General features: G+C 75.7%; 12 protein-coding genes. 7 read left to right on the top strand and 5 right to left on the bottom strand.

Features of this window, described 5'->3' with window-relative positions:
* Nucleotides 1-39: 39 nt before the first annotated feature.
* The 4 genes from ACIPSC_RS31150 to ACIPSC_RS31135 are packed head-to-tail and all read right to left on the bottom strand — an operon-like array spanning nt 40 to nt 18,137.
* Nucleotides 40-3,390, bottom strand: a complete 3,351-nt coding sequence (locus tag ACIPSC_RS31150) for an amino acid adenylation domain-containing protein (RefSeq protein WP_400830525.1) — start codon at nt 3,388-3,390, stop codon at nt 40-42.
* Nucleotides 3,383-6,841, bottom strand: coding sequence for a type I polyketide synthase (locus ACIPSC_RS31145; protein WP_400830522.1), 3,459 nt, complete (start codon nt 6,839-6,841; stop codon nt 3,383-3,385). The genes ACIPSC_RS31150 and ACIPSC_RS31145 overlap by 8 nt, the downstream gene beginning before the upstream one ends.
* Nucleotides 6,838-11,739: a beta-ketoacyl synthase N-terminal-like domain-containing protein gene (locus ACIPSC_RS31140; protein ID WP_400830519.1), complete on the bottom strand. Its 4,902-nt coding sequence runs from the start codon at nt 11,737-11,739 to the stop codon at nt 6,838-6,840. The genes ACIPSC_RS31145 and ACIPSC_RS31140 overlap by 4 nt, the downstream gene beginning before the upstream one ends.
* A gap of 5 nt (nt 11,740-11,744) precedes the next feature.
* Nucleotides 11,745-18,137, bottom strand: a complete 6,393-nt coding sequence (locus ACIPSC_RS31135) for an SDR family NAD(P)-dependent oxidoreductase (RefSeq protein ID WP_400830517.1) — start codon at nt 18,135-18,137, stop codon at nt 11,745-11,747.
* A 586-nt stretch (nt 18,138-18,723) separates the two neighbouring features.
* Here ACIPSC_RS31135 and ACIPSC_RS31130 point away from each other — a divergent pair.
* Nucleotides 18,724-19,317, top strand: a complete 594-nt coding sequence (locus ACIPSC_RS31130) for a response regulator transcription factor (RefSeq protein ID WP_400830515.1) — start codon at nt 18,724-18,726, stop codon at nt 19,315-19,317.
* Nucleotides 19,318-19,407: 90 nt separating this feature from the next.
* On the opposite strand, the gene ACIPSC_RS31125 is transcribed toward ACIPSC_RS31130, so the two are convergent.
* Nucleotides 19,408-20,409 (bottom strand): LuxR C-terminal-related transcriptional regulator, encoded by a 1,002-nt coding sequence (locus ACIPSC_RS31125; protein ID WP_400830511.1) that lies wholly within the window; start codon nt 20,407-20,409, stop codon nt 19,408-19,410.
* A gap of 556 nt (nt 20,410-20,965) precedes the next feature.
* Between ACIPSC_RS31125 and ACIPSC_RS31120 the strand changes: the two genes are divergently transcribed.
* The 6 genes from ACIPSC_RS31120 to ACIPSC_RS31095 are packed head-to-tail and all read left to right on the top strand — an operon-like array spanning nt 20,966 to nt 26,535.
* Nucleotides 20,966-21,214: an acyl carrier protein gene (locus ACIPSC_RS31120; protein ID WP_400830506.1), complete on the top strand. Its 249-nt coding sequence runs from the start codon at nt 20,966-20,968 to the stop codon at nt 21,212-21,214.
* 54 nt (nt 21,215-21,268) lie between these two features.
* A complete protein-coding gene (locus ACIPSC_RS31115; RefSeq protein ID WP_400830504.1) occupies nt 21,269-22,510 on the top strand; it encodes a beta-ketoacyl-[acyl-carrier-protein] synthase family protein in 1,242 nt (413 codons plus the stop codon).
* On the top strand, nt 22,507-23,646 hold the full coding sequence (locus ACIPSC_RS31110) for a beta-ketoacyl-[acyl-carrier-protein] synthase family protein (protein ID WP_400830501.1): 1,140 nt from the start codon (nt 22,507-22,509) through the stop codon (nt 23,644-23,646). The genes ACIPSC_RS31115 and ACIPSC_RS31110 overlap by 4 nt, the downstream gene beginning before the upstream one ends.
* On the top strand, nt 23,643-24,596 hold the full coding sequence (locus ACIPSC_RS31105) for a beta-ketoacyl synthase N-terminal-like domain-containing protein (RefSeq protein WP_400830499.1): 954 nt from the start codon (nt 23,643-23,645) through the stop codon (nt 24,594-24,596). The genes ACIPSC_RS31110 and ACIPSC_RS31105 overlap by 4 nt, the downstream gene beginning before the upstream one ends.
* 17 nt (nt 24,597-24,613) lie before the next feature.
* Nucleotides 24,614-25,519, top strand: a complete 906-nt coding sequence (locus ACIPSC_RS31100; protein WP_400830497.1) for an alpha/beta fold hydrolase — start codon at nt 24,614-24,616, stop codon at nt 25,517-25,519.
* Complete coding sequence (locus ACIPSC_RS31095; protein ID WP_400830494.1) at nt 25,516-26,535, top strand: hypothetical protein; 1,020 nt, start codon at nt 25,516-25,518, stop codon at nt 26,533-26,535. Before ACIPSC_RS31100 ends, ACIPSC_RS31095 begins: the two co-directional genes overlap by 4 nt.
* Nucleotides 26,536-26,566 lie beyond the last annotated feature (31 nt).

The raw sequence follows: 26,566 nt of genomic DNA, 5'->3' as shown, positions 1-26,566 counted from the left end.
GGATCAGCGGGGCGGTCGAACGGGAACTCGAACGGGTGTTCAGGGGTGGGCGCGGCGTCCGGCCGCCGCCTGCTGCCGCCGGGCGCCGGCCCGGCGGCGGTTCTCCGCGCGTTCCCGCGCACCGGCCCCGGGGTCCGCGGGCGGGCCCTCCGGCCGGCTCAGGAAGCCGGCCAGCGACGCGACCGTGGGGTACTGGAACAGCTCGACCATCGAGACCCGGTGCCCGGTGTCCGCGGCGAGCAGCGACCGCAGCTCGGCCATCAGCAGCGAGTGCCCGCCGAGGTCGAAGAAGTTGTCGTGGGCGCCGACCCGTTCGACCCCCAGCACCTTGCGCCAGAGCCCGGCCAGGGTGCGCTCCAGGCCGGATCCGGGCGCCGTGAACGGGGCTGCCGGGCCGGTTCGGGCGGCGTCGGGCTCGGGCAGCGCGGCGCGGTCCACCTTGCCGCTGGGGGTGAGCGGGAGCGCGTCCAGCACCTCGAAGACGGCGGGCACCATGTACGCCGGCAGCCGGCGCCCCAGGTGGCCGGCCAGCTCCGCCCGGTCCGGGGCGCCGCCGCCCGCCGCGGTCAGGTGGGCCACCAGCCGCAGGTCGCCCGCCCGGTGCGGACGGGCCGTCACCACGGCCTCGCGCACCCGGGGGTGCTCGGCCAGCACGGCCTCGATCTCGCCGAGCTCGATCCGGAAGCCGCGCAGCTTCACCTGGTGGTCCAGCCGGCCCAGGAACTCCAGCGCCCCGTCCGGGCGGAAGCGGGCGAGGTCCCCGGTCCGGTAGAGCCGCCCCCGCGGGTCGGGGTCGAAGGGGTCCCGGACGAACCGCTCGGCGGTCAGTTCCGGACGGTTCAGGTAGCCGCGGGCCAGGCCCCGCCCGCCGAGGTGGAGCTCCCCGGGCACCCCGACCGGCACCGGCCGCAGCGACCCGTCCAGCACGTACACCCGGGTGTTGGCGATCGGCCGGCCGATCGGCACCGGCCGCCGCCCGTCCTCGGCGCGGCAGGTCCAGTGGGTGACGTCGACGGCCGCCTCGGTCGGGCCGTACAGGTTGTACAGCCGGGCCCGGGAGCGGGCCAGGAAGCGGTCCTGGAGGTCGCGCGGCAGCGCCTCGCCACTGCAGACCACCCGGCGCAGGCTGGTGCACTCCTCCACCGGCTCCCGGAGGAAGACCTGGAGCATGGACGGCACGAAGTGCACCGTCGTGATCCGCTCCGCCCGGACGGTCTCCGCCAGGTAGGCGCTGTCCCGGTGCCCCTCCGGGCGGGCGAGGACGAGCGCCGCGCCGGTCATCAGTGGCCAGAAGAACTCCCACACCGAGACGTCGAAGGAGAACGGGGTCTTCTGCAGCACCCGGTCGGTGGCGTCCAGGCGGTAGGCGTCCTGCATCCAGAGCAGCCGGTTGCGGATCCCGGCGTGCACGTTCATCACCCCCTTGGGCGTCCCGGTGGAGCCCGAGGTGTAGATCACGTAGGCGAGGTCCTCGCCGTCCACCGCGACGTCCGGATCGGTGTCCGGCTCGCCGGCCGCCGGCCCGGCCTCGAACTCCTCCACGCAGAGCACCTCGGCCTCGACCGCGGGCAGCCGCCCGAGCACCCCGCGCAGGGTGAGCAGCACCGGCACCCGGGCGTCCCGGACCATGTGCTCCAGCCGGGCGGGCGGCAGGCCCGGGTCCAGCGGCAGGTACGCGCCGCCCGCCTTGAGCACCGCCAGCAGCGCCACCACCAGCTCCGGCGACCGCTCCATGCCGACGCCCACCACGACGTCCCGGCCGACCCCGAGCCGCCGCAGCCGGTGGGCCAGCCGGTTGGCGCGCCGGTTCAGCTCCCCGTAGCCCAGGCCGTGCCCCTCGAAGCGCACCGCCTCCGCCTCCGGCTGCTGCCGGGCGCGGTCCTCGAAGCACTGGTGGATCCAGCCCGCCTCCTCGGGCCAGTCCCGCGCGGTGGCGTTGAACTCCGCCAGGATGCGCAGGCGTTCGTCCGCGGCCAGCAGCTCCAGCCGGTCGACCGGCCGCTCCGGATCGGCCACCACCTGCTCCGCCAGGCGGCGGAAGTGGGCCGCCATCCGGGCCACCGTGGACTCGTCGAACAGGTCGCGGTCGTACTCGAACCAGCCGCTGAGCCCGCCGTCGCGGTCGAAGGCCTGGAGCTCCAGGTCGAAACGGGCGCCGCCGCTGCGCACCAGCACCCGCTCCAGCTCCGCGCCGCCCAGGGTGAGGTCCGGCACCGCCTCCCGGCCGTAGGCGAAGCTCGCCTGGAACACCGGCGGGCGGCTGAGGTCGCGGGCCGTGCCCGCCTCCCCGGCGACCAGCTCGAACGGCACGTCCTGGTGCGCGTAGGCGCCCAGGCAGGCCTCCCGGACCCGGTCCAGCACCTCGCCGAAGTCCGGCGTCCCGCCCAGGTCGGTCCTGATCGGCAGGGTGTTCACGAAGTAGCCGATCAGCGGCTCCAGTTCGGGCCGGTCCCGGGCTGCCACCGGCACCCCCACCACCACGTCCGACCGGCGGCTGTAGCGGGCGAGCAGGAGGGTGTAGACGGCCAGCAGCGCCATGTAGGTGGTCGCGCCGCGGCGGTGGGCGAGCCGGCCGAGTTCGCGCATCAGCGGTTCGGGCAGCTCGACCGGCAGCGCGCCGCCGTTGAAGCCCTGCACCGCGGCCCTGGGCCGGTCGGTCGGCAGCTCCAGCGCCGCCGGGGCGCCGGCCAGCCGCTCCCGCCAGTACGCCAACTGCTCGTCCCACCGGCCCTGTTCGCGCTGCTCCTGTTGCCAGCCGGCGAAGTCGCCGTACTGGAGCGGGAGCTCCGGCAGCGGCGAGGGGCGGCCGGCGGCGAACGCCTCGTACAGGGCGGCGAGTTCGGAGAGCAGCACCCAGAACGACCAGCGGTCCGAGACCAGGTGGTGCAGCGCCAGCACCAGTACCGACTCGTCGTCGTCGGTCCGCAGCAGCGTCATCCGGACCAGCGGCCCGGTCTCCAGGTCGAACGGCTCGCCGATCGCCGCCGCGGTGATCCGCTCCTCCAGCGCGGCCCCGGTGAGCCCGGCCCGCCGCAGGTCGACCTCGGGCAGGTCCACCGTCAGCCGGGGCCGGACCACCTGGACCGGACGGCCGTCGCGGAGCCGGAAGGCGGTGCGCAGCGCCTCGTGCCGGCGGACCACCTCGTTCAGCGCGGCCCGCAGCACCCCGGCGTCCACGGCCCCGCGGATCCGGACCGCACCCGGCACCACGTACGCCGGATTCTCCGGCCGGACCTGCTCCAGGAACCACATGCCCTGCTGGAACACCGAGAGCGGGAAGGTGTCCTCGGCCGTGCCGTCCGCCGTGAGCCCCCGGGCGGCGAGCAGTTCCTCCAGTCGCGCCCGCTGCTCCGGGGAGAGCTCCGCCAGGCGCCGTTCGAGGTCAGTCATCCGTCCGCTCCGCTCCCGCGGGGGCGCCGGCGGACTCCGCCGACTCCGCGGACACCTGGTCCAGCAGGGCCAGCAGCTCGGCCGTCCGGTCGCCGGAGCGGGCCGCCCGGCGGATCGCCGGCTCCGCCCCGGCGCCGTCGCGGGCCGGTCCGTCCGGCCGGGCGGCCGGCTCCCCGGCCAGCTCGCCCGCCACCTGCTCGGCCAGGCTGCGCACGGTCGCGCCCTTCAGGAAGTCGGCCACGGTCACCTTGACCCCCAGCCGGCCCTGGATCTCGTTCCGGAGCTCCACGGCCATCAGCGAGTCCAGCCCGAGGCCTGCCAGCGGCGTGTCGGGGTCGACGGTCGCCGCCCGCGAGCCCAGGGCCGCCCGCACGCCGGCCGTCAGCCGGGTGACCAGTGCGGCCGCGCGCTCGTCGGCGGGCACCCGGAGCAGTTCCTCGGCCGTGGGCAGCCCGCTCGCCGCGGCCCGGCCCGGGGCGCCGGGCACCCGCTGCGGCTCGGGCCGGGCGGCCGGCCGGTCGACGGGCCGCCCCGTCGACCGGGTGGCCCGCCGCGGGGCACCGTCCGGGTCGGCCGGGCCGAACCGGGCCGGGCTCCGCCGGCCGGCGGGCGCGGCGCCGCCGCTCGGCTCGTGCCAGCAGCGGGTGGGGGCGAAGGGGTAGCGCGGCAGCGGCGTACGGGAGCGGGCGTAGTCGCGGTCGAACCCCGCCCAGTCGACGTCGGCGCCGTCCGCGTAGAGCCGGCCCAGGCTGCCGAGCAGGATCTCCCAGTCCTCGTAGCCGGGCCGCAGGCTGGGCAGCAGCACCACGTCGTCCCCGGGCAGGACCTCGCGGACCAGGCCGAGCAGGGTCGGTGCCGGGCCGGTCTCCAGGAAGGTGCGGTGGCCCAGCTCGTACAGCGCCCGGACGCCGTCGGCGAAGAGCACCGGCTGCCGCGCGTGGCGGAGCCAGTACTCGGTGTCCAGCGGCTCGTCCCAGGGCAGCAGCCGGCCGGTCAGGTTGGAGAGCAGCGGGATCCGGGGCGGGCCGAAGGGGACCTTGTCCAGCGCGACCCGCAGCGGCTCCAGGACCGGCTCGACCAGCGGCGAGTGCGAGGAGGTGGAGATGCGCAGCCGTTTGACCTCGACCCCGCGGGTGGCGAAGGCCGCGCGGACCGCGTCCACCACCTCCCGCACCCCGGAGACGGTGGTGTTCGCCGGCCCGTTGACGGCGGCGACCGAGACCAGGGCCGCGTCGTACCGGGCGAGCTCCTCGGCGACCTCCTCCACCGGGGCGGAGACGGCCGCCATGGCGCCGGACTCGGCGAGCTGCTGGAGCAGCCGGCCGCGTTCGGCGACCAGCCGCAGGCCGTCCTCCAGGGACATCGCGCCGGCGAAGCAGGCGGCGGTGTACTCGCCGAGGCTGTGGCCGATGACGGCGGCCGGCTCCACGCCCCACGAGCGCCAGAGCTCCGCCAGGGCGTACTCCACGGCGAAGAGGCCGGGCTGGGCGTACTCCATGGTGTTGATCAGCTCGGGGTCCGCGGAAGCACTGTGCCGCGGGGCATCCGGGTGGAGGACGGAGAGCAGCGGCGCCGGAAGGACGTCCCGCAGGATCTCGTCGCACTGGTCGAGGATCCGCCGGAAGGCCGGCTGGGTCTCGTACAACTGCCGTGCCATGCCGGCCCGTTGGGGCCCCTGGCCGGTGAACAGGAAGACCGGGTCGCTGGTTGCCGCACCGTCGGCGCGGCCGGCCACCAGCCCCTCGCCGGGGTCGTCGCGGACGAAGTCCGCCAGCCGGTCGGCGAGTTCCCCGGCGGTGGCGCCCACCGCGGCGAGCCGGTGCGGGAAGTGCGAGCGGCCGGTGTTGGCGGAGAAGCAGAGGTCGGCCGCGGCCCCGGGCTCCGCGGCCGCCAGCCGGTCCTGGTACCGGCGGGCGAGCTTGAGCAGGGCGGTGTCGCTCTTCGCCGACAGCGCCAGCACCGAGCGGGGGCGCCGCAGGTCGGCCTCCGGCGCCGGACGCTCCGGCGCCTGTTCCAGGATCAGGTGGGCGTTGGTGCCGCTGAACCCGAAGCTGCTCACCCCCGCCAGCCGCGGACCGCCGTCGGTCGGCCACGGGGTGAGGCCGCCGCTCGGCACGGCGAAGGTGGTTCCCTCGAACGAGATGTGCGGGTTGAGTTCGCCGAAGTGCAGGTTGGGCGGGATCAGACCGCGGTCGACGCAGAGCGCGGCCTTGATCAGCCCGGCGATCCCGGCCGCCGCCTCCAGGTGGCCGAGGTTGGTCTTCACCGCGCCCAGGTAGAGCGGCGCCCCCTGCGCGCGGCCGTAGACCTCGGCCAGTGCCGACACCTCGATCGGGTCGCCCAGCTTGGTGCCCGCACCGTGCGTCTCGATGTAGCCGAGCTCGCCCGGGTCGACGTCGCCGGCCGCCAGGGTGCGGCGGAACAGCTCGCGCTGCGCGGCGCCGTTGGGCGCGGTCAGGCCCGAGCTGCGCCCGTCCTGGTTGACCGCCGAGGCGCGGATCACCGCGAGCACCCGGTCCCCGTCCCGCACTGCGTCCGACAGCCGCTTGAGCACCACCACCCCGCAGCCCTCGCTCCGGACGAAGCCGTTCGCCGAGGCGTCGAAGGTCTTGCAGCGGCCGTCGGCGGCCAGCATCTCCGGGAACTGCGAGAAGGAGATCGCCGCATCCGGCGAGAGCACCGCGTTGACCCCGCCGCCGATCGCCAGGTCGCACTCGCCGAGCCGCAGGTTCTGGCAGGCCTGGTGCACGGCGACCAGGGACGAGGAGCAGGCGGTGTCCACCGAGACGCTCGGCCCGCGCAGGTCGAGCAGGTACGACAGGCGGCCGCTGGCGATGCTGTGTGCGATCCCGGTGCTGGCGTGGGCGGTGATGTCCTCCGGCTCGCGGAACAGCAGGCCGGCGTAGTCGGTGCTGCAGATCCCCAGGAAGACCCCGGTCCGGCTGCCGGCCAGCGCGTGCGGGGCCTGGCCGGCGTCCTCCAGGGCCTCCCAGGCGACCTCCAGCACCAGCCGCTGCTGCGGGTCCATCGACACCGCCTCGCGCCGGGAGATGCCGAAGAAGTCGTGGTCGAAGCGGTCGATGTGGTCGAGGAAGCCGCCCCAGCGGGTGCTCGTCCTGCCCGGACGGCGCGGCTCCTCGTCGTAGAAGGCGTCCACGTCCCAGCGGTCGGCGGGCACTTCGCCGATCGTGTCGGTGCCGCTGCTCAGCAGCTCCCAGTACGAGTCGGGGTCGGTCACCCCGCCGGGGAACCGGCACCCGGCGCCGACGATGGCGATCGGCTCGGACCGGGCCCGCTCGAACGCGTCGATCCGGCGCTGCATCCGCTCCATCGTCAGGTAGGCGCGCTTCATTGCCGTCATCGACGCGGACCGGTCGTCCCGCGCCACCGCGTCCGTCGTGTCGCTGTCCGTCGTCTCGCTGTCCGGCGTGCTGCTGTCCCGGGTGGTCATCGTCCCTGCCCCCGCTCGATCGGATCGGCACTTGCGTCGAACTGCTCGGTCTTGGCGAGGAGGAGGGCCTCCAGCTCGCGCTCGGAGAGCTCGTCGAGACCGAGCTCCGCGCGGGGTTCCGTACCGGGCTCCGCACCGGGCCGCTCCGCGTCGGGCTCCGGACCGGGCCCGGCGGGCGGGGCCTTCGCGGGCTCCCGGACCGGCGGTGGGGCCGCCGCGGCGGCCTCCAGCGGAATCCCCATCCGCTCGGCGAGGTGGGGCACCAGCGCGTCCAGGGTGGGGTACTGCCAGCCGAGCGTCGGCGGCAGCGCCACCCCGAGCGAGAGCTCCAGGCGCGAGCGCAGCTCCAGGGTGCGCATGGAGTCGAAGCCGAGGGCGGCCAGCGGCGCCGTGCCGTCGATCGCGGCGGCGTCGGCGGCGGAGCCGGGCCCGCCGAGCACCCGGGCGGCGAGGTCCCGGCAGTGCCGGGCCAGCAGGGCCCGGCGGCGCCGGCCGGGTTCGACCGCCAGCAGCTGCCGGCGGATCGCGCCACCGCCGTCCGTGGCCGGGGCGTCGTCGCCGCCGGCCGTCACCCGGGCCACCACGGCCCGGCTGTCCAGCAGACGGCCGAGGACGGCGGCGCCCTCGTGGTTGACGCTCAGGGCGGGCAGTCCGAGGGCCCGGCGGTGCGCGGCCAGCACGTCCAGCAGGGTGCCGACCGCGGCGTCCCGGCCCGGCCGGTCGGCGGGTGAGCAGAGCACGAAGAAGTCCAGCTCGCGGTCGGAGGTGGCCAGATGGAGCTGCCAGGCCCCGGCGGCCCGGGCCGCGGTGGAGTGCAGCGGGTCGTCGTCGGCGGCTTCGGTCGGCGGGGTGGGGCCGTCCTCGGTGTGCACCACGCCGGCCGGCGGTGCGAGCGCGGCGCTGACCCCGGCCAGCAGGGCGGCCACCTCCTCGGCGCTGGACAGGTCGGCGACCGGGAGCGCCATCTCGACGCCCCGGGCGCGCAGCTCGGTGACCAGCGCGTCGACGGCGGCCTCGGCCGCCGCGTCGGCCGGCCCGGTGCCGGTGCCGTTGCCGGCCGCGGGGGACCGGACCAGCGCGATCCGGCGGGCGCCCCGGTCGGCCAGCTGCCGGACGGCCGCCAGGGCGGCGGGCGCCGCCCCGCCGGTGACCAGGTAGGACGCGTCGGCCCGGACGCCCGGCCGGCCCGAGGGCACGGCGGTCTCGGGCACGGCGATCTCCGGCGCCGGCTCCGGCCGGAGCACCACCTTCCCGATGTGCCGGGCCTGCGCCATCCGGGCGAAGGCCTCCCGCGCCTCGGCGAACGGGTGGACGGTGACCGGGAGCGGGCCGAACTGCCCGCCGTCGAAGCCCCGCACCACCTCGTCGAACAGCTCGGCGAGCAGCGCCGGCTGCGCCCGGAAGGTGTGGTCCAGGTCGACGGCGAACAACGCACGGTTCTGCCGGAGGGCGCCGAGGCCGATCGGGCTGTCGTCGTGGATGTCGCGCTTGCCGAGCTCCACGAACCGGCCGCCCGGCGCCAGCAGGGCCAGGCTGCGCCGCAGCGCCTCGCCGGTCAGCGAGTTGAGCACCACGTCCACCCCGCGGCCGTCGGTGAGCCCGGCGATCTCGTCGGCGAAGGCCACCGACCGGGAGTCCATCACGTGTGCCACGCCCAGGTCGCGCAGGAGCCGGCGCTTCTCCTCCGTCCCGGCGGTGGCGAAGACCTCCGCGCCGCAGCGCCGGGCCACCGCCAGGGCTGCCAGGCCCACCCCGCCGGTCGCCGAGTGGATCAGCACCGTCTCGCCGGCCCGCAGCCGGGCGAGGTGGCGGAGCCCGTACACGGCGGTGAGGAAGGCGACCGGAGCGGCCGCCGCCTGCTCGTCGCTCAGCGCCGCCGGCACCGGCGCCACCAGGTGCTCCTCGGTGGTGGCGTACGCCGCGAGTGCGGACGGCACCACGGCCATCACCCGGTCGCCGGCCCGGAACCGGTCGATGCCCGCGCCGACCGCGCTGATCCGGCCGGCGCACTCGACGCCCAGCGGGACCGTCCCCTCCGCCCCCGGGTAGGCGCCCATCGCCTTGAGGACGTCGCTGAAGTTGAGCCCGGCCGCGGCGACCTCGATCTCGACCTGGCCCGGTCCGGGCGCGGTCCGCTCCCAGCGGGTCGGCGTCAGGCTCTCCAGAATGCCCGGCCGGACCGCGAGGATCCGGTGGTTGGCATCCCGCCGGGGGTCGAACGGCCGACGCTGCCAAGGGGTTTCGGTATCGGACGGGGAGCCCTGCGGAGTGTGGACGGGGGTGTACCGGGCGGGGCCGCGCAGTGCGGTCCGCGGCTCGTCGCCCGCCCGCAGCAGCACCTCGGCGAGCCGGGCGGCCTCGCCGCGGGCGGCGCCTCCCCGGACGGGGTCGGGGCGCTCGGGATCGGCGTGCTCCGGGTCGGGGCACTCGGCGTCAGGGCGCTCGGCGTCGGGGACCTCAGGGTCGAGGTCGACGAGGACGGGGTGGCGCCCGCCGTGCTCGGCCGCGGCCGCCCCGGCAGCCACGGCCGCCGCGGCCAGCAGCGCCTGGGCGGGCACGGGGGCCCGGTCGCCCTCGGCGACCCGCTCCGCGCCCCGGGTCAGCAGGGTGAGCCGCGGCGTGCCCGGCAGGCCGTCCCGGGCGAGCTCCTGCACCAGCCGCAGCACCGGGCGGACGGCGCGTTCCACTTCCTCAGGGACCGGGAACGGCCCGGGACCGCCCGGCAGGGTGTCGTCGGCGGGCGCGGCGTCCAGGCCCCAGCCGTACACCACGCCCGCGCAGGGACCGTCCTCGGCGGCGGTCAGCTCCTTGAGCAGGGCGGTGAGCTCCGCCGGCCGGCTCGGGTCGATCTCGTACCGGAGCGGGCCCGGCCGCCGGCGGCCGGGGCCGGGGCCGACGGTCACACAGCGGCCGTGGCGGGCGGTGAGTTCGGCGCGCAGGGCCTCGGTGGTGCCCGCGCGGTCGGCGAAGAGCAGCCACCAGCCGGTGGCGTCGGCGGGCGGCGCGTCGGCGGCCTCCTCCTGGACGGCCCACTCCACCGCGAACAGGGCGGCCGGACGGTCGGCCACGGCCGGGGCTCCGGCGCGTTCAGTGGCCGGAGCCCCGGCGGCGGTCGGCTCCGGGGCGGCGGCCGGTGCGGGCGGCGCGGTCGGCGCCGCCACCGGCCCGGGCGCGTAACGGCGGCGCTGCCACGGGTAGTTCGGCAGGTCGACGACCGTCCGGGGCAGCGCCTCGGGCTCGTCGTCGGCGCCCCACCCGGGCTCCCGTTCCGTCAGCACCACTCCGGGCGTCGCGGCGCCCTCGGCGAGGCCGTGCAGCGCCCGCAGCGCCGCGGCCCGGTCGGGGGCGGTGATCCGGGCCAGCCGGCGGTGCCGGGCGCGGCCGGACCCGGCCGTGTAGGCGAACGCCGGGTAGTCCTCGTCCGGCAGCTCCGCGAGCCGCCGGTGGAAGGCGGCCGCCAGGGCGCGCAGGGCCTCCGGCGTCCGCGCCGAGAGCTCGAAGCCGCGCACCGGCACCGCGCCGCCCCGGCCGGTGCCCGCGGTGTCGTCCTCGGCCGGCCCGAGGACGACGTGGGCGTTGGTCCCGCCCATGCCGAAGGCGCTGACCGCGGCGTGGCGCCCGCTCCGCTCCGGCCACGGCTGCAGCGCCGTCGGCAGGGTGATGCCGGTGCCGGCCAGATCGATCAGCGGGTTCAGGGTGGCGAAGTGCACCAGCGGCGGCACCTGCCGCCGCTGCAGGCAGAGCACCGCCTTGACCAGCGCGACGACCCCGGCGGCCGACTCCGGGTGGCCCAGGTTGGCCTTGACCGAGCCGACGGCCAGCGCGGCCCCGCCGTTGCGGCGGCCCAGCGCGGCGGCGATCGCCTCCATCTCGATGGTGTCCCCGAGCGGGGTGCCGGTCCCGTGCGCCTCCACCAGGCCGATGTCGGCGGGGGTGAGCCCGGCGTCCGCCAGCGCGGTCTCGATCAGGGCGGTCTCCGACAGCACGTTGGGCGCGGTGAAGCCGGTGGAGCGGCCGGTCTGGTTGACCGCCGAACCGCGGATCACGGCGTGCACCCGGTCGCCGTCGCGCCGGGCGTCCTCCAGCCGCTTGAGGACGAGCACCCCGCAGCCCTCGCCGCGGGTGAAGCCGTTGGCCCGGGCGTCGAAGGGGCTGCACCGGCCGTCCGGGGAGAGCGTCCCCGCCAGCCGGTGCAGCCGGGTCGCGCGCGGCGAGAGCACCAGGTTCACCCCGCCGGCCAGCGCCACGTCGCACTCGCGCCGGGCCAGCGCCTGCCGCGCCAGGTGGACCGAGACCAGGGACGAGGAGCAGGCGGTGTCCACCGTGACGGCCGGACCGGCCAGCCCCAGCGCGTACGCCAGCCGGCCCACGGTGAAGCAGTGGCCGTTGCCGGCGGCCCAGTGGGTGTCCGGCTCGCCGCGGTGCCAGTCCCAGTACTCCTGGCCGGTGATGCCGACGAACAGCCCGGTCCGGGCCGCGTCCAGCCGGTCCGCGGGGAGCGCGGCGTTCTCCAGGGCCTCCCAGGCGACCTCCAGCAGCAGCCGCTGCTGCGGGTCGACCCCGCGGGCCTCCGCGGCGCCCATCCCGAAGAAGTCCGCGTCGAAGTCCATCACCTCGTCGAGGAAGCCGCCGACGTGCGGCAGCCGCTCCCACTCGGCGGCGAACGGACCGCGGCGCGCGGCGGGGAGCGGGCGGACCAGGTCGCGGCCCTCCGCCAGCGCGGCCCAGTACCCGGCCGGGTCCTCGATGCCGCCGGGCAGCCGCAGGCCGATGCCCACGACGGCCAGCGGGCCGGTACCGTTGGCGGCGTCCAGCTGCGCCCGCAGCCGCCGGACGGTGTCGAGCGCCCTGGTCAGCGGCGTGGGCGCGGCCGCCGCGCCGGCGTGCTGTGTCTCCATGGCCCTCAGCCCTCGCCGTCCGTGCGGGAGTCCGCCCCCGCCGGGGGAGCGCCCTCGCCGTCCGCGGGCGCGGTGCCGGCGGCCGGGTCGCCGAGCAGACGCTCCGCCAGCACGCCGGAGAGCGTCCGGGCGGTGCCGTACGTCCAGAGCAGGGTGGGCGACAGCCGCAGGCCGAACACCGCCTCCAGCCGGTTGCGCAGTTCGAGCCCCATGAGCGAGTCCAGCCCGAGCGCCTTGAACGGGGTGTCCCGGTCGATCGCCCCGGCTTCCAGCCGCAGTACCCGGCCGGCCAGCTCCTGCACCTTGGCCTCCAGCAGCTCCTGCCACCGCTCCTGCGGGGCGGACCGCAGTTCGGTCAGGAAGGCCGCACCGGCACCGGTGGCGCCGTTGCCGTGCCGGGCGAGCTCGCGCAGCTCGCTCCAGCTGTCCAGGGCCGCGGTGTCCGGGTACGCCTCCAGGTACTGCCGGAGGTCGATCGGCACGTAGGCGACCACCTGCTCGTCGCCGCCCAGGAACCCCTCCAGGGCCCGCCAGGCCTCGTCGGTGCCGAAGCCGGCCATCCCCCGCTCGGCCAGCCGGGCGCCGCGGTTCTCCTGCTGCGCGGCCAGCCCGACGTCGCCGAACGGGCCCCACTGCACGCTCAGCGCCGGGAGCCCGCGCCGGCGCCGTGCCACCGCCAGTGCGTCCATGAAGGCGTTGCCCGCCGCGTAGGCCGCCTGGCCGGCGTTGCCGAACAGCGCCGCCGCCGAGGAGAAGAGCAGGAAGAAGTCCAGCGGGTCGCCCTCGGTGGCCGCGTCCAGGTTGAGTGCGCCGTCCACCTTGGGCGCCAGCACCCGCCGCAGCTGTTCCGGCGTCAGGCTGCCGACGGTGGCGTCGTCCAGCAGGCCGGCCGCGTGCACCACCCCGCGCAGCGGCGGCAGTTGCTCGCGCACCCGGCGCACCGCAGCCGGGTCGGCGACGTCGGCCGCGAAGGTCTCCACCGTCACGCCCCGCGCGCGGATGGCGTCGATCCGCTCCAGCGCCGCGGCGCCCGGCGCCGAGCGTCCGACCAGCGCCAGCCGGCCGGCGCCTCGCCCGGCGAGGAACTCCGCGAGCGACAGGCCGAGGGCGCCGAGGCCGCCGGTGATCAGGTAGGTGCCGTCGCCGCGGAACCGGCCGTCCCGCAGCGGTTCCGGGGCCACCGGGTCGACCGTGGCCGGGTCCGCCAGCACGAACTTGCCGATGTGCCGGCCGCGCGACATCTCGCGCAGCGCCTCGGGCGCCTGCGCGAACGGGTACCGCAGCACCGGGAGCGGCTTGAGCTCGCCGGTGCCGACCCGCTCCCACACCTCGGCGAAGAGCCGGGTGAACAGCGCGGGGCGGCGGGCGATCACCGCGGCGAGGTCGAGCGAGGCCAGGCTGATGCCCTTGCGGAACGCGCCGAGGCTCAGCGTGCGCCCGCCGTAGATGTCCTGCTTGCCCACCTCGACGAACCGCCCGCCCTCGGCCAGCACCTCCAGCCCCAGCGGGATCGCCGCGCCGGTCAGCGAGTTGAGGACGGCGTCCACCCCGCGGCCGCCGGTGGCCTCGCGCACCCGGTCGGCCCAGGAGAGGTCACGGGAGTCGAAGACGTGCCGGACGCCGAGCTCGCGGAGCCGGGCGCGCTTCTCCTCGCCGCCCGCCGTCGCGAGGACCTCGGCGCCGAGCAGCCGGGCCACCCCGATCGCCGCCAGGCCCAGCCCGCCGGCCGCCGAGTGGACCAGCACCGTCTCCCCGGCGCCCAGGCCGGCCAGGTGGCGCAGGCCGTACCAGGCGGTGATCGTCACCGCCGGGAACGCCGCCGCCGTGGCGTCGTCCATCCCCTCCGGTACCGGGTGCGCATGGTCGGCGAGCACGGTCTGGTGCGAGGCCAGCGAGCCGCCGCTGGTGCAGGTGACGACCCGGTCGCCCGGGGCGAAGCGGTCGACCCCCGGGCCGGTCCTGGTGACCACGCCGACGCCGTCCAGGCCGAGCAGCCGGGCGTCCGCGCTCGGGTCGGGGTACGTCCCCATCACCTTCATCACGTCGATGAAGTTCAGCGCGGCCGCGGTCACCGCGATCTCGATCTCGCCGGGGCCGGGGGCGCGCCGCTCCAGCGGGCGGAACGCCAGGCCGTCCCAGGTGCCGTGGCGGTCGGGGCCGAGCCGGAAGGGCTGCGGCCGCGCGGTCCGCCAGGCGGGCCGGCCCGGTCCGGCCGCGGTGTCCGGCGCCGCGCCCGCACCCCGCACCAGCCGGCCGACCAGCCGCTCGCCGCCGCGCAGCACCACCTGGTCCGCGCCGGCGGCGAGCAGTTCGGCGGCGCACTCCGCCGGCCAGCCGTCGTCCGCGGAGCCGATGTCGACGAGCACCGGCCGCAGTTCGGGGTGCTCGTGCCGGAGCACCCGGCCGAAGCCCCAGTACAGGGCCGCCCCCGGGTCGACGGCGCCGGCCGCGGCCGGCGGACACTGTGCGTCGGCGGTGACCACGGCCAGCCGGGGGACCAGCGGGCGGGCGGTGCAGGCGCGCACCAGCGCGGTCAGCGCCAGGAGGCCGTCGCGCTGGGCCTGCAGGCCGGCCCCGGCCCGCGGCGCCAGGAAGACCACGCCGGCCGCCTCACCGCCCGCGTCCAGGTGCTCCTCCCAGGCCTCGGTCCGTGCCGCCTCCGCGGCGGGGACGGCACGGGCCACGGCGGTGCCGCCGAGCGTGCCCAGGGCCGCGGCCAGCTCGCCGGCGGCCGCGGCGCCGGCCGCGTCCGCCGTGCAGACCAGCCAGCGACCGGTGGCGCCGGCCGGCTCCGGGCGGGCCTGCGGCCGGAGCTCCAGCCGGTGCACCCGGTCGGCGTCCGCCGCGGACGGGTCGGACGCCGCGGCGAGGTGCTGCATCCGCAGCCCCTCCAGGGTCATCAGCGGCCGGCGGTCCGCGTCGAAGAGGTACAGGTCGACGAGGCTCTCCTCGCGGCGCACCGCGTGCGACCAGAGCGCGGTGACCGGCCCGGCCAGCTCCTGGTGCAGGTGGACGCGGCGGACGCCGACCGGGACGGCGGCCTCCTCGCCGGGGTACAGCGGGACGGAGGCCTGCAGCGCGCCGTCCCAGAGCGCCGGGTGCAGCCGGTGCGGGTACCCGCCGGTCGGGCACCCCTCCGGCAGCCGCACCTCGGCCAGGCTCTCCGCCGCGCCGCCGTGCAGCCCCAGCACGCCGCGGAACGCCGGGCCGTAGTTCAACCCCCGGGCCGCGCACGCCGCGTAGAACTCGTCGGCTGTTGCGGCGGCCTGCTCCAGCAGGTGCCCGGGGAAGGCCGGCACCGCGGTGGCGGTGTCGTCCGCCAGCACCCGGGCCGAGGCGTGCCGCACCCAGCCCTGCGCGCCCGGCTCCAGCGAGCCGAGGGTGAAGCTGCCGCCGCCGGTGAGGTCGTCGCGCCAGCCCAGACCGAGCGTCACCGGCTCCTCGGTGAGCGTCAGGTCGCTGTGGAAGGCGACGTCCGCGAGGGTCCGGTGCGGGCCGCCGGTCCGTGCCAGCGCCGTCCGCAGCGCCAGCTCCAGCATCCCGGTGCCGGGCAGCACCACCGCGTCGTACACCCGGTGGTCGCGCACCCAGGGGATGTCCGCCGCGGCCAGCTCCAGCGTCGCGTGCCAGGCGCCCTGCTCGGTCGCCGAGGGGACCAGCGCCACCTCGCCCCCGGCGTCGCGCGCGGTGCGCCGGCGCACCGTCTCCACCCAGTGGGCGGTGCGCTGCCACGGGTACGGCGGCACCGGCGCCCACGTGCCCCGGGGCAGGCCGCCGAACGGCTCCAGACCGCTCACGTACGCCCGGGCCATCGCCTCGCCGACCATGGCGGGCGAGCCCTGGTCGCGCCGGAGCGTGGCGAGCACCTGCGGCGGGACGGGCCGCTGCGCCGCCAGCTGCTCCAGGGCCGGGGTGAGCACCGGGTGCGGGCTGATCTCCACCACGTGGGTGACGCCCGCGTCGAAGAGCCGCTCCATCGCGTCGGCGAACAGCACCGGCCGGCGCAGGTTGTCCATCCAGTACCGGGCGTCCAGTTCGGGGCCCTCGACGGCGGCCACCCGCACCGTCGACATCAGCTCGACCTCGCCCCGGCCCGGCCGCACCGTCCGCAGCGCCGCCAGCAGGTCCTCCGCCAGCTCGTCCATCTGCGGGCTGTGCGAGGCGTAGTCCACGTTGACCAGGCGGCAGAAGGTGCCCTCGGCCTCCAGCAACTCCTTGAGCGCCAGGACGAGTTCGGTGTCCCCGGAGAGCACGCAGCTGTTCGGCCCGTTGTTGACGGCGAGCGAGACGCCCTCCTCGAAGCCGGACAGCGCCGCCTTGGCCGCGTCGAGGCCGAGGTCCACCGCCAGCATCCGGCCCCGGCCCGAGGTGCGCCGGGCGATGGCGCTGCGCCGGGCCACCACCATCGCGCCGTCCTGGTAGGAGAGGATGCCGGCCGCGGTGGCCGCGGTGACCTCGCCCTGGCTGTGGCCGACCACCACGTCCGGGACGACGCCCGCGGCCCGCCACACCTCGCAGAGGCCCAGCGAGACCGCCCACAGGGTGGGCTGCAGCATGTCGATCCGGGAGAGCCACTCCTCGCCCGCCTCGCCGGAGACCACCCGCACCAGGTCCCAGTCGACGTACGGCTCCAGGGCCTCGGCGCAGCGGTGGATCACTGCGGCGAACACCGGGTCGGCGGCGAGGAGTTCACGTCCCATGCCGTGCCATTGCGAGCCCTGCCCCGGGAAGACGAAGGCGGTCCGGCCGCGGGCGGCGGCGCGCCCGGTGGCCACCCCGGGCTCCGGGGCGCCGGGGTCGGCGGCGAGGCGGTCCAGCCGCTCGGCGGCCTCGGCGGCGCCGGTGGCGGTGAAGGCCGCCCGGACCGGGAACTGGTCGCGCTGCCGGGCGAGCGTGCCGGCGAGCGCGGGGAGCGGGACGGCGCCGCCGGCCAGGACGTCGCGCAGGTCGCGGGCCCGCTGCGCCAGCGCCTGTTCGGAGTGCGCCGACAGCGGCAGCAGCACCGGCGCGTCCGGTTCGGGCCCGCCGGTCGCCGGCTCCGGGGCACCCGCGTTCGGGGCACCTTCGGCCGGGGCGCCCGCGGGGGACTCCGCGGCGGGCTCGGGCGCTCCGGTCAGCACCACGTGGGCGTTGGTGCCGCCCCAGCCGAAGCTGCTGACCCCGATGAAGACCTGCTCCCGCTCCGGCAGCCGCAGCGGCTCCCGGACCACCCGCAGGTTGAGTCCGTCGAAGTCGATCCCGGGGTTGAGCTCCGCCGAGTGCAGACTCGGCGGGACGACGCCGTGCCGCAGCGAGAGCAGGGCCTTGAACAGCCCGGGGACGCCGGCGGCCGCCTCCAGGTGGCCGATGTTGGTCTTCACGGAGCCGATCGGCAGCGGGCCGGCGGCGCCGCTGCGCGCCTGCCCCAGGACCCGGCCGGCCGCACCGGCCTCGATGGGGTCGCCGAGCGCGGTGCCGGTGCCGTGCGCCTCCAGGTAGGCCACCCGGTCCGCCGGGATGCCCCAGCGCCGGTAGGCGTCCCGGAGCAGCCGCTCCTGGCCGTCCGGGCTCGGCGAGACGACGCTCTGCCCGCCGCCGTCGTTGTTCACCGCCGTCCCGGCGACGACCCCGTGGATCCGGTCGCCGTCCGCCTGTGCGCGGGCGAGCGTCTTCAGGTACAGGGCGCCGACGCCCTCGCCGCGCACGAAGCCGTCGGCCCCGGCGCCGAAGGCCTTGCAGCGGCCCTCCGGGGAGAGCCCGCCGAAGTGGGTCAGGCCGATCGACGCGGTCGGATCGAGGATCAGGGCGACGCCGCCCACGATCGCCCCGTCGACCTCGCCGGCGCGCAGCGCCTGGGCGGCGAGGTGCGTCGCGACCAGTGCGGAGGAGCAGCCCGTCTCGACGACCAGGCTGGGCCCGGTGAGCCCGAGGAAGTAGGAGACCCGGGCGGCGATCATGTCGAGCGCGTAGCCGGGCGCGGTGTGCTGGGTGACGCCGCTGCCGCTCTTGCGGCCGACGTGCTCGTAGTCGTGCCACCCCGCGCCGACGAAGACGCCGGTCCGGCTGCCCGTCAGTGCGCGGGCGGGCGTTCCGGCGTCCTCCAGGGCCAGCCAGGCGGCCTCCAGCATCAGCCGCTGCTGGGGGTCGAGCATCTCGGCCTCGCGGGGGGAGATCCCGAAGAACGTGGCGTCGAACCGGTCGACGCCGTCGAGGAACCCGCCGACGGCCTGGATCTCCCGCTCCGGGTCGAGCTGCGCGGTGGCGTCCCAACGGGTGGCCGGGACGGGGCCGATGGCGTCGCGCTCGTCCACCATCAGGCGCCAGAAGCTCTCGACGTCCGGGGCTTCGGGGAAGCGTCCCGCCATGCCGACGACGGCCAGGGCCTGGGTCGGGTCCTGGGCCACATGATCTGCGTGCATGTCCTCTTCCTCGGGCATCCGTGGTGAGCCGGCTCGGTCGTGGGTCGGCACCCGGGCGGCGGGGTGCGCGGCGGGCAGGTGTCGGGGCAGGCGGGAGTCACGGCAGGCGGGTGCGGGCCGGCCGGGGCGGCGGGGGACGGCAGGGACGGCGGGGGCGGCGGGGGCGGCGCGTTTCGTCCGGCTGCGGGCAGGACGGTGCCCGGAGCGCGTGCGGCGGGTGAGGGTTGGCGCGGACGGGGGCGGCGGCCCGGTTCGGGGACGGGCGGGTGGAGCCTCGGGTCAGTCGATCACCAGTGCGCATGGTGGTCCGGGCCGGTCACGGCCGACAAGGCTTCGACCGGCTTTCCCTGACACTTGTCACGTCCCTGCGGTGCGGGGACCGGTCCGGCCGGGGCGCGGGGTTAGGTTGAAGGGTCGTGGAGGACACGCGTAGATCCACCGGACCGGTCCGGCTGAGGACATGTCCGCACGCGGACGCCCGGATCCGTCGACGGGACCGGACGGCCGGCCGCACACTGGAGCACAGGCCGAATCGATCACCAGGAGTTCCGTTCACGGGATACCGGGGGACCTAGTGAACATTCGTGTGTTGGTAGCCGACGAGCACCTGCTCCCCGTCCAGGCGATCGCCGAAGTGCTCGCCGCGGTACCGGACTTCGAGGTCGTCGGGGCGGTGAGCCGGACCTCCCTGGTGGTCCCGCTGGCGGTGCGCGGCCGGCCCGACGTCGCCGTGCTGGGGATGGGCACCGCGCAGAGCGGCTTCCGGCTGGTGCGGGAGCTGGGCGTGCGACTGCCCGACTGCCGGGTCGTCATCATGACGGCGCGGCCCACCCGGACCCTGGTGGACCGTGCCGCGTCGGCGGGCGTCCTCGGCGTCATCCCGAAACAGACGAAGATCCCGCACCTGGTGGAGGCGATCCGGGAGGCCGCCGCGGGCGGCCGGGCGAACGCCTCCGCCCGGCCGTTCCCCCGGACGCCGGCCGCCGACGAGGTGCTGAGCGAGCGGGAGCGTGAGATCCTCCGGCTGACCGCGACCGGGGCCTCGGTGAAGGAGGTCGCCCGCGAGCTCTACCTGGCGGCCGGGACGGTGCGCAACCTCACCTCGTGCGCGATGCGCAAGCTCGACGGGAGGAACCGCTTCGACGCGGCGCGGATCGCCTCCGAACGGGGCCTGCTCTAGGTCCCTGAGGCTTGTTGGAGGGAGTGCGGTGGGCGCGCCGGGCCCGGGCGGGGGAGTGCCGGGGGCGGCCCGGGCCGGGGCCGGGGCGGCTCACGAGGTGCACGGCACCGCCGCCTCCTGCCCGAGCAGCCCGAGCCGGGTGGCCCGCACCATGGCCGTGAGCCGGTTGTCGGTCTCCAGGACGCGCAGGATCTCGGCGACGAAGCGCCGCACCGTCCGGTCGGAGTACCCGAGATGGCGGGCGATGGACTTGTCGGTGGCGCCGGTGGCCATCATCCGCAGCACCATCAGGTGGGTGTCGGTGAGCGCCGGCGACGAGCCGCGGGCCATCCGCCGGCGGGTGTACGGCGCGGCGGTGGACCAACTGTGCTCGAAGACGCGGGTGAAGAGCTGGGCCAGCAGGCCGCCGTTGACCACCACGTTGCGGCACAGCCCGTCGAGCTGCGAGTGGGTGACCACCTTCTCCTGGTCGAGGATGACCAGGCGCAGCGGCAGCGACTCGGTGGTCCGGATGTCGGCGCCGGACTCCTGGAGCGCGTCGACGTACTCGACCGCGGCCGGACTGTAGAGCGCCGAGGAGGGCGCCATCAGGCGGTAGCGGACACCGCGTCTCAGCAGTTCGACGTCCTCCCGGAGGCCGAGTTGCATCGGCTCCCGCTCGGCGACGGTCGGCAGCATCACCGACACCTCGTACCGGCTGGCGGCGTGCAGGTCCCGGAGTCTTCGGCGCAGCCGGACCCTGGACTCGATCACCTCCACCGCCAGGCCCTCCCGTTCGGACGCCGGCATGGCCAGGAACCCGTGCGCGAGATCGGCGATCAGGTCGTTGGCGCGGGTGAACTCGGCGATGCGCTCGCGCTGGTCGGCGAGCAGGCGTCTCAGGACGCTCTGCGGGGTCGCGACCGGGGTGGTGGAGTTCCGGTTGAGGAGGCCGTTCTCGGCCAGCCATGCCACGGCCTCCCGGACCCGGTCCAGCCCGACGCCGAGGTTCCGGGAGATCTCGTCCAGCGAGGTGGCGCCGTTCTCGGTGCGGAGAAGCGAGTGGTAGACGCGGTAGGCGAGGCGCGCGTCGATCTCGGTGGCCGTGGTCATTGCTTTGTACTCCAGCTGTAGATCCGGATCATGAGCGGGAACACGTGGGAGAGCAGCACGGAATTCAGCGGGGCACGGGCCCCGGCGGGCGACATTACTTGAAGCATTTGAACGGTCAAGGGGGAGCAGGGCCGGATCCGGCCGCCCCGGCCACGGCCGCAAAGGCCGTGGTCGGGAGGGTCGTCCCTGCTCAGTGGGCACCCGTGTGACGAGATGTCAGAAGTGTCTGACAACTGTTCACATTCCGTTGGCGAACGTGTGGTGATGCCGGCGCCCAGCGGGCGGTGTCCGGCGCGGGCGTGCCGGTGCGGCGGGCCGGGGGCCGGCGAGGGGCGTCGGGGGCCGGGCGGCTGCAGCCCCCCTGCCGGGCCCGCCCCGCGCGCACGTCCACTACCTGTCATAGCCGTCCGGGCAGGTCATCGCCAATTCCCCGGGGCGAGTTGGCAGGTTTCTGCAGGGGCCGTTGCCCGGTCGCTCGGGGGTGCCCTAGAAAGATCTCCGGAAGAAACCCGGGCAGTGGCCGCGAGGAGCCGCACCGATTAGGAAGGTCCCCATTATGGCTTCGTACGACGAGAACGTGCAGAAGATCAAGGACATTGTCTGCGACATTCTGGAGATCGAGGAGGACGAGGTCACCGAGACCAGCCTCTTCAAGGAGGACCACCAGGCGGACTCGCTGCGTTCCATCGAGATTCTGGCGGGTCTCGAGAAGGAATTCAGCGTGACCATCGACCAGTCCGAGCTCGCCCGCATGGTGAACCTCAAGGGCGTCTACGAGGTGGTCGCGGAGGCCGCCGGCTGGTAGCCGGCGGGTTCGTTCGGACAGGGCACGGGCCGAAGAGTGGACGGAGAGGTCGGGATGGCAGAGTCGGGGCAGGCTGGCCCGCGCAGGGTCGTGATCACCGGGCTGGGGGTGGTCTCCAGCATCGGGATGGGAGCCGGTGAGTTCCTGCGCGGCCTGCGCAGCGGGAGCAGCGGCGCCAAGCCGATCACCGTGTTCGACGTCGAGGGGTTCGACCACGCCAACGGGTGCGAGGTGGTCGGGTTCGAGCCCGGGCGGTGGATCCGCCACCTGCCGGTCGAGAGCCTCGGCCGCGCCACCCAGTACTCCGTCGCGGCCGCCCGGATGGCGATCGACGACTCCGGGCTGGACCTGGAGGTCTGGCGCTCGCGCCCCGGCGTCGTCACCGTCGGCACCACCGACGGCGAGTCCCGCGACCTCGACCACATGGTCGAGGCCGAGGTCCTGCACGGACCCGAGCACATGGTGCCCGAGTCCGCGCGCCGGGTCGCGGCGGGCCGGCTCTCCGCGGCCATCGCCCAGGAGCTGGAGCTGTCCGACGTCGAGGCGGTGACGATCCCGACCGCCTGCGCCGCCGGCAACTACGCGATCGGCTACGGCTTCGACGCGGTCCGCTCCGGCGAGGCCGAGTACGCCCTGTGCGGCGGCGCGGACGCCATGTGCCGCAAGACCTTCTCCGGGTTCTACCGCCTGGGCACCATCGCCCCCGACCGCTGCCGGCCCTTCGACGTGGACCGCAAGGGCATCCTGACCGGGGAGGGCGCCGGCATCCTGGTGCTGGAGAGCCTGGACTCGGCGCTCGCCCGCGGTGCCCGGATCTACGCCGAGGTGCTCGGCTACGGCCTGAACTGCGACGCCTACCACCAGGTGGCGCCGAACCAGGACAGCGTGGGCCGCTGCATGGAGCTCGCGCTGGAGAACGCCGGGATCAAGCCGGAGCAGGTGGACCTGATCTCCGCCCACGGCACCGGCACCAAGGCCAACGACGTCACCGAGGCGCGGGCGATCCGGGAACTGTTCGGAACGCAGCCGCCGAAGGTCATCTCGATGAAGTCGATGATCGGCCACACCATGGGCGCGGCGAGTGCGCTTTCCGCGATCGGCTGTGCCCTCGCCATCACCAACAATTTCATTCCGCCGACCATCAACCACACCACCACCGACCCCGAATGCGACGTCGACTGCGTGCCGAACGTCGCCGTCGAGGCCGACCTGCGGATCGTCCAGAACAACGGGCTGGCATTCGGCGGGAACAATGCGGTGGTGCTGCTCGGGAAATACGACGAGGTGGCGCCATGAGCTGGGCCGTGACCGGAATGGGCGCGGTGGCCAGTGTCGGCCGAGACCCGGCGGAGCTGTTCGCCAACCTGTGCGCCGGCGTCTCCGGGGTCGGTGAGCTCAAGGGCTTCGACCTCACCCGCCACCACGCCCGCTTCGCCTACGAGGTGGACGACCGCCCCGAGCCCGGGACCGACGTCCCGCGCCGGGCGACCGCCCTCCTCCTGGACGCCGTCCGCCAGGCCGCCCGCGACGCGGGCCTCGACGAGGACGACCTGAGCGGGGTGCCGATCCTGATCGGCACCGGTCTGCGCGAGCTGCGCTCGGTCGAGCTCTGGCAGCGCGACGGCATCGACTTCCCCCCGCAGGACCTGCACTTCGGCACCGCGCTGCGCCGGGTCTGCAACGCCGACGACACCCACACCTTCTCCAACGCGTGCTCGGCCGGGCTCTACGCGCTCGGCCTGGCCACCGACCTGCTGGCGGCCGGCGCGGCGGAGACCGTGATCGTGGCCGGCGTCGACGTGCTCACCGAGACCATGTACGGGCTGCTGGAGCGCGTCCAGCCGGTCCCGCCGGAGCGGGTGCGCCCGTTCGACCGCAACCGCGCGGGCGTCCTGATGGGCGAGGGTGCGGCGGCGGTGGTCCTGACCCGCACCCCGGCCGCCGGCCGGAAGGTGCACGGCCTGGTGCGCAGCGTCGCCGTCAACTGCGACGCCCACCACGTCACCGCGCCCGACCCGGTCGGCATCGCCGAGGCGATCCGGGAGGCGCACACCCGGGCCGGCCTCGGGCCCGCCGACATCGACCTGGTGATGGTGCACGGCACCGGGACGCTGCTGAACGACGAGACCGAGGCGGTCGCGCTCGGCGAGGCCTTCGGCGACGCCGCGGGCGGGCCGGTCATGACGGCCATCAAGTCCATGACCGGCCACACCTCCGGGGCGTCCGGCCTGCTGAACCTGGTGGTGACGCTGATCGCCCTGGCGGAGGGCCGGGTGCCCCCGACCATCGGCCTGGACGACCCGGTGAAGGAGGCCTCCGAGTTCCGGATCGTCACCGGCGAGGCCGCCGAACTCCCGATGTCGGTGGCCCAGTTGAACGCATTCGGCTTCGGCGGCGTGAACGCCGTGGCGATCGTGGAGGCGGCCCGATGAACGTGCTGGTGAGCGGCGTCGGCGTGGTGCTGCCGTGGGCGGCCACGGCCGCCGAGCTGATCGAGCCGGGGCCCGCCGACGCCCCGCCGGTCGAGCCGAAGGACCTGGTCGGCAAGAAGGGCCTGCGCTACAAGGACCGCGCGACCCAACTGGCCTACTGTGCGGCCCGGGCGGCCCTGCTGGACGCCGCGCTGGTGGACGAGGACGGTCCGACCGTCGCCGCCGGCAGCGTCGCGGTGGTGGTCAGCTCCAACTACGGCAACCTCGACACCGTCACCCGGGCGATGGACACCATCACCCGGGAGACCGCGGCCGCCGGCAGCCCGATGGACCTGCCGAACGCCTCCAGCAACGTGGTCGCCTCCTCGGTGGCCATCCGCTTCGGCCTGCGTGGCCCGAACCTGATGCTCTGCAACGGCGCCACCTCCGGGCTGGACGCGCTCCGCTGGGGCGCCGGCCTGATCCGGGCCGGGCGCGTCACCCGCGCGCTGGTCCTCGGCGTCGAGCCGGACAACGCGGCGGTGCGCGCCTTCACCGGCGCCGACCGGCTGCTGGACGGCGCGGTGGCGGTGGTCCTGGAGAGCGAGGCGGCGGCGGCCGGGCGCGGGGTGCCCGGGCTGGCGGTCCTCGGTGCCGAGGTGCGCGGCGCCGGCCTGGCGACCTCGCTGGCGCGGCTGGCGGGCCCGGCCGACGAGCGGCCGGCCCTCTGGCAGGTGCCCGAGACGGACCCGGGGGCGGACGCCCTGCCCGCGGAACTGCTCGACGGCGTGCCCCGCGACGACCTCGGCGAGCGCTTCGGCACCGCCTCCGGCGCGCTCGGTGTCCTCCAGTGCGCCGCGGCCGTCGGCTGGTTCGCCCGCGGCGGCGCCGGACCGGTGCTCGCCAGCGCCGGCACCGACACCGACGACGCCAGCGCCGGCCTCGTCCTGCTCCGTCCGGCGGCCGTCTGATGTCCGGCGGCGCCCCGATGCCCGTCGCCGGCACCGCGCCGGCGGCCGGGCCCGCATCGGCGGGCGCCGCCGCGGCCCCCGCCGTCCCGCCGGTCGCCGTGCACCGCTGCGGCGGCGACCCGGCCCGCGGCCGGATGCTCCTGCTGCACGGCCTGGCCAACAGCGCGAGCGTCTGGGACGCCTACCTCGGTGCCGCCGCGCGGGACGACGGGCCCGAGATCTGGGCCGCAGAACTCCCCTGGCGCGGCGACGCCGTGGCCCGGTGCAGCGCGCAGGGCGACGTCGTGCCGTACCTGGCCGAGGCGCTGCGCGCGGTGCCGGGCGGCGCCGGGGTGGTCATGGGCCACTCCATGGGGGCCAACGGGCTGCTGGAGTTCCTCAGCCGGCGGCTGGCCCACGGGGTCGACCCGTTCACCGAGTTCGGCATCCGCGGGCTGATCCTGGTGTCCCCGTTCTACCGCCGCACGGCGGAGGACTTCACCTGGCAGTGCGTGGAAACGGCCGTCCGGAACTTCGTCCAGATCATGGAGGACGGCGTCCGGGTGCACGCCGGCGACCGCCTCCCGCCCGAGCTCGCCCGCGAGTTGGGCGGCCGGGTGCGGGACCGGGTCGGAGCGTACGGCTGGTTCCGGTTCTTCGAGACGTACCTCGCCACCCCGAAGCTGCGCACCGGTGGCTTCACCGTGCCCTGCCTCGTCGTCGCCGGCGAGCACGACTTCGCCGCCCCTCCGGCCGAGGGGCGCCTGCTGGCGGCCGACCTGCCGGACGCCGAGTTCCACCAGATGTCCGACAGTGGGCACTTTTTGATGATCGAACAGGCGGCCGGTTTCGCCGCCGTGGTCGATCGCTTCGTCAGCGCCGTGCCGGCCGCGCCCGCGTCGGGCGGCCCCGGACCCACACCTTCAGGGGAGCACCTCCGATGACCTTCGTGACCGACAGCGCAGTCAAGGCGCTCCTCACCAGCGAGACGACGGTGCCGCTGCGCACACGCTTCGAGGGCGCCAACATCTGCACCTGGATCGGCTTCAAGCACATCAACTACCTCGTCGAGGAAGCCATCCTGCTCCACTTCACCGAAGCCGGTCTGCAGGCCCGCGCGCTCTACACGGAGCACGGCCTCGGCGTGGACCTCGTCGACCTCGACACCCGGATCCTCAGCGCCCTCTTCATGGACGAGACGGTCGAGGCGCACGTCGTCCCCAAGGCCGGGGACGAGGACACCGACGTCTCCTTCACCGTCACCCTGACCGGCGAGCGCGACGGCGCGCCGACCAAGCTGGTCGCCGCCCGGGCCAAGGCCGTGCTGCGCCGCGAGAGCTACATCGAGGAGGCGAGCGAGCCGCCGGCCCCGATCGCCCGCTTCGTCACGGACCGCCTCGGCACGCCGGTGCGCGGCCTGCAGACGCCGCCGGACATCTCCGGGCTCGACCTCACCGCGGCCACCACCTCGCTGTCCGCCGGCCGCGGCACCACCGGTCCCGACCCGGTGCTCGACCTGCTCACCGCCGGCACCAACTCCTTCGGCTGGAAGTGGCGCATCCCCTACCCGTACTGCCACTTCTCCGAGCGCCTGCAGATGTCCAGCTACCTGCGGCAGATGGAGGAGGTCGTCGACCTGTTCCTGGCCGACCGGGGCATCTCGGTGCGGACCCTGATGGACGAGCGCCGCTGGATCCCCGCCTGCCCGCACTCGAAGATCCAGATCGTCGACGAGGCGCTGATGGAGGAGGAGCTCTACACCGTCTACACGGTGGAGGACGTCTTCAAGGACTTCACCTACACCTCGCGGATGGACTGCTACGTGGTCCGCGACGGCAAGCTCGTCCAGACCGCCACCGGCAAGGTCACCCACGGCTACGCCGTCGTCGACAGCCGGCGCGAGTGGAACCTGGTCACCTTCGACGAGCGCGTCTCCAAGGCGCTCCGGGGCGAGGCCTGACCGCCCTGCCGGATCCGGCAGGCGAAACCGC

Source organism: Kitasatospora sp. NPDC090091, from assembly GCF_044747365.1.
GTDB lineage: Bacteria > Actinomycetota > Actinomycetes > Streptomycetales > Streptomycetaceae > Kitasatospora.
Note: the sequence above shows the minus strand (reverse complement) of the source record. Positions and strands in the feature narration are given on the sequence as shown.

Excerpts from the sequence above, each read along its gene's own strand:
- ACIPSC_RS31125 (WP_400830511.1), bottom strand. The coding sequence starts at position 20,409 with ATGACCACGGCCACCGAGATCGACGCGCGCCTCGCCTACCGCGTCTAC.
- ACIPSC_RS31100 (WP_400830497.1), top strand. The coding sequence starts at position 24,614 with ATGCCCGTCGCCGGCACCGCGCCGGCGGCCGGGCCCGCATCGGCGGGC.
- ACIPSC_RS31110 (WP_400830501.1), top strand. The coding sequence starts at position 22,507 with ATGAGCTGGGCCGTGACCGGAATGGGCGCGGTGGCCAGTGTCGGCCGA.
- ACIPSC_RS31115 (WP_400830504.1), top strand. The coding sequence starts at position 21,269 with ATGGCAGAGTCGGGGCAGGCTGGCCCGCGCAGGGTCGTGATCACCGGG.
- ACIPSC_RS31150 (WP_400830525.1), bottom strand. The coding sequence starts at position 3,390 with ATGACTGACCTCGAACGGCGCCTGGCGGAGCTCTCCCCGGAGCAGCGG.
- ACIPSC_RS31105 (WP_400830499.1), top strand. The coding sequence starts at position 23,643 with ATGAACGTGCTGGTGAGCGGCGTCGGCGTGGTGCTGCCGTGGGCGGCC.
- ACIPSC_RS31095 (WP_400830494.1), top strand. The coding sequence starts at position 25,516 with ATGACCTTCGTGACCGACAGCGCAGTCAAGGCGCTCCTCACCAGCGAG.
- ACIPSC_RS31140 (WP_400830519.1), bottom strand. The coding sequence starts at position 11,739 with ATGGAGACACAGCACGCCGGCGCGGCGGCCGCGCCCACGCCGCTGACC.
- ACIPSC_RS31145 (WP_400830522.1), bottom strand. The coding sequence starts at position 6,841 with ATGACCACCCGGGACAGCAGCACGCCGGACAGCGAGACGACGGACAGC.
- ACIPSC_RS31135 (WP_400830517.1), bottom strand. The coding sequence starts at position 18,137 with ATGCACGCAGATCATGTGGCCCAGGACCCGACCCAGGCCCTGGCCGTC.
- ACIPSC_RS31120 (WP_400830506.1), top strand. The coding sequence starts at position 20,966 with ATGGCTTCGTACGACGAGAACGTGCAGAAGATCAAGGACATTGTCTGC.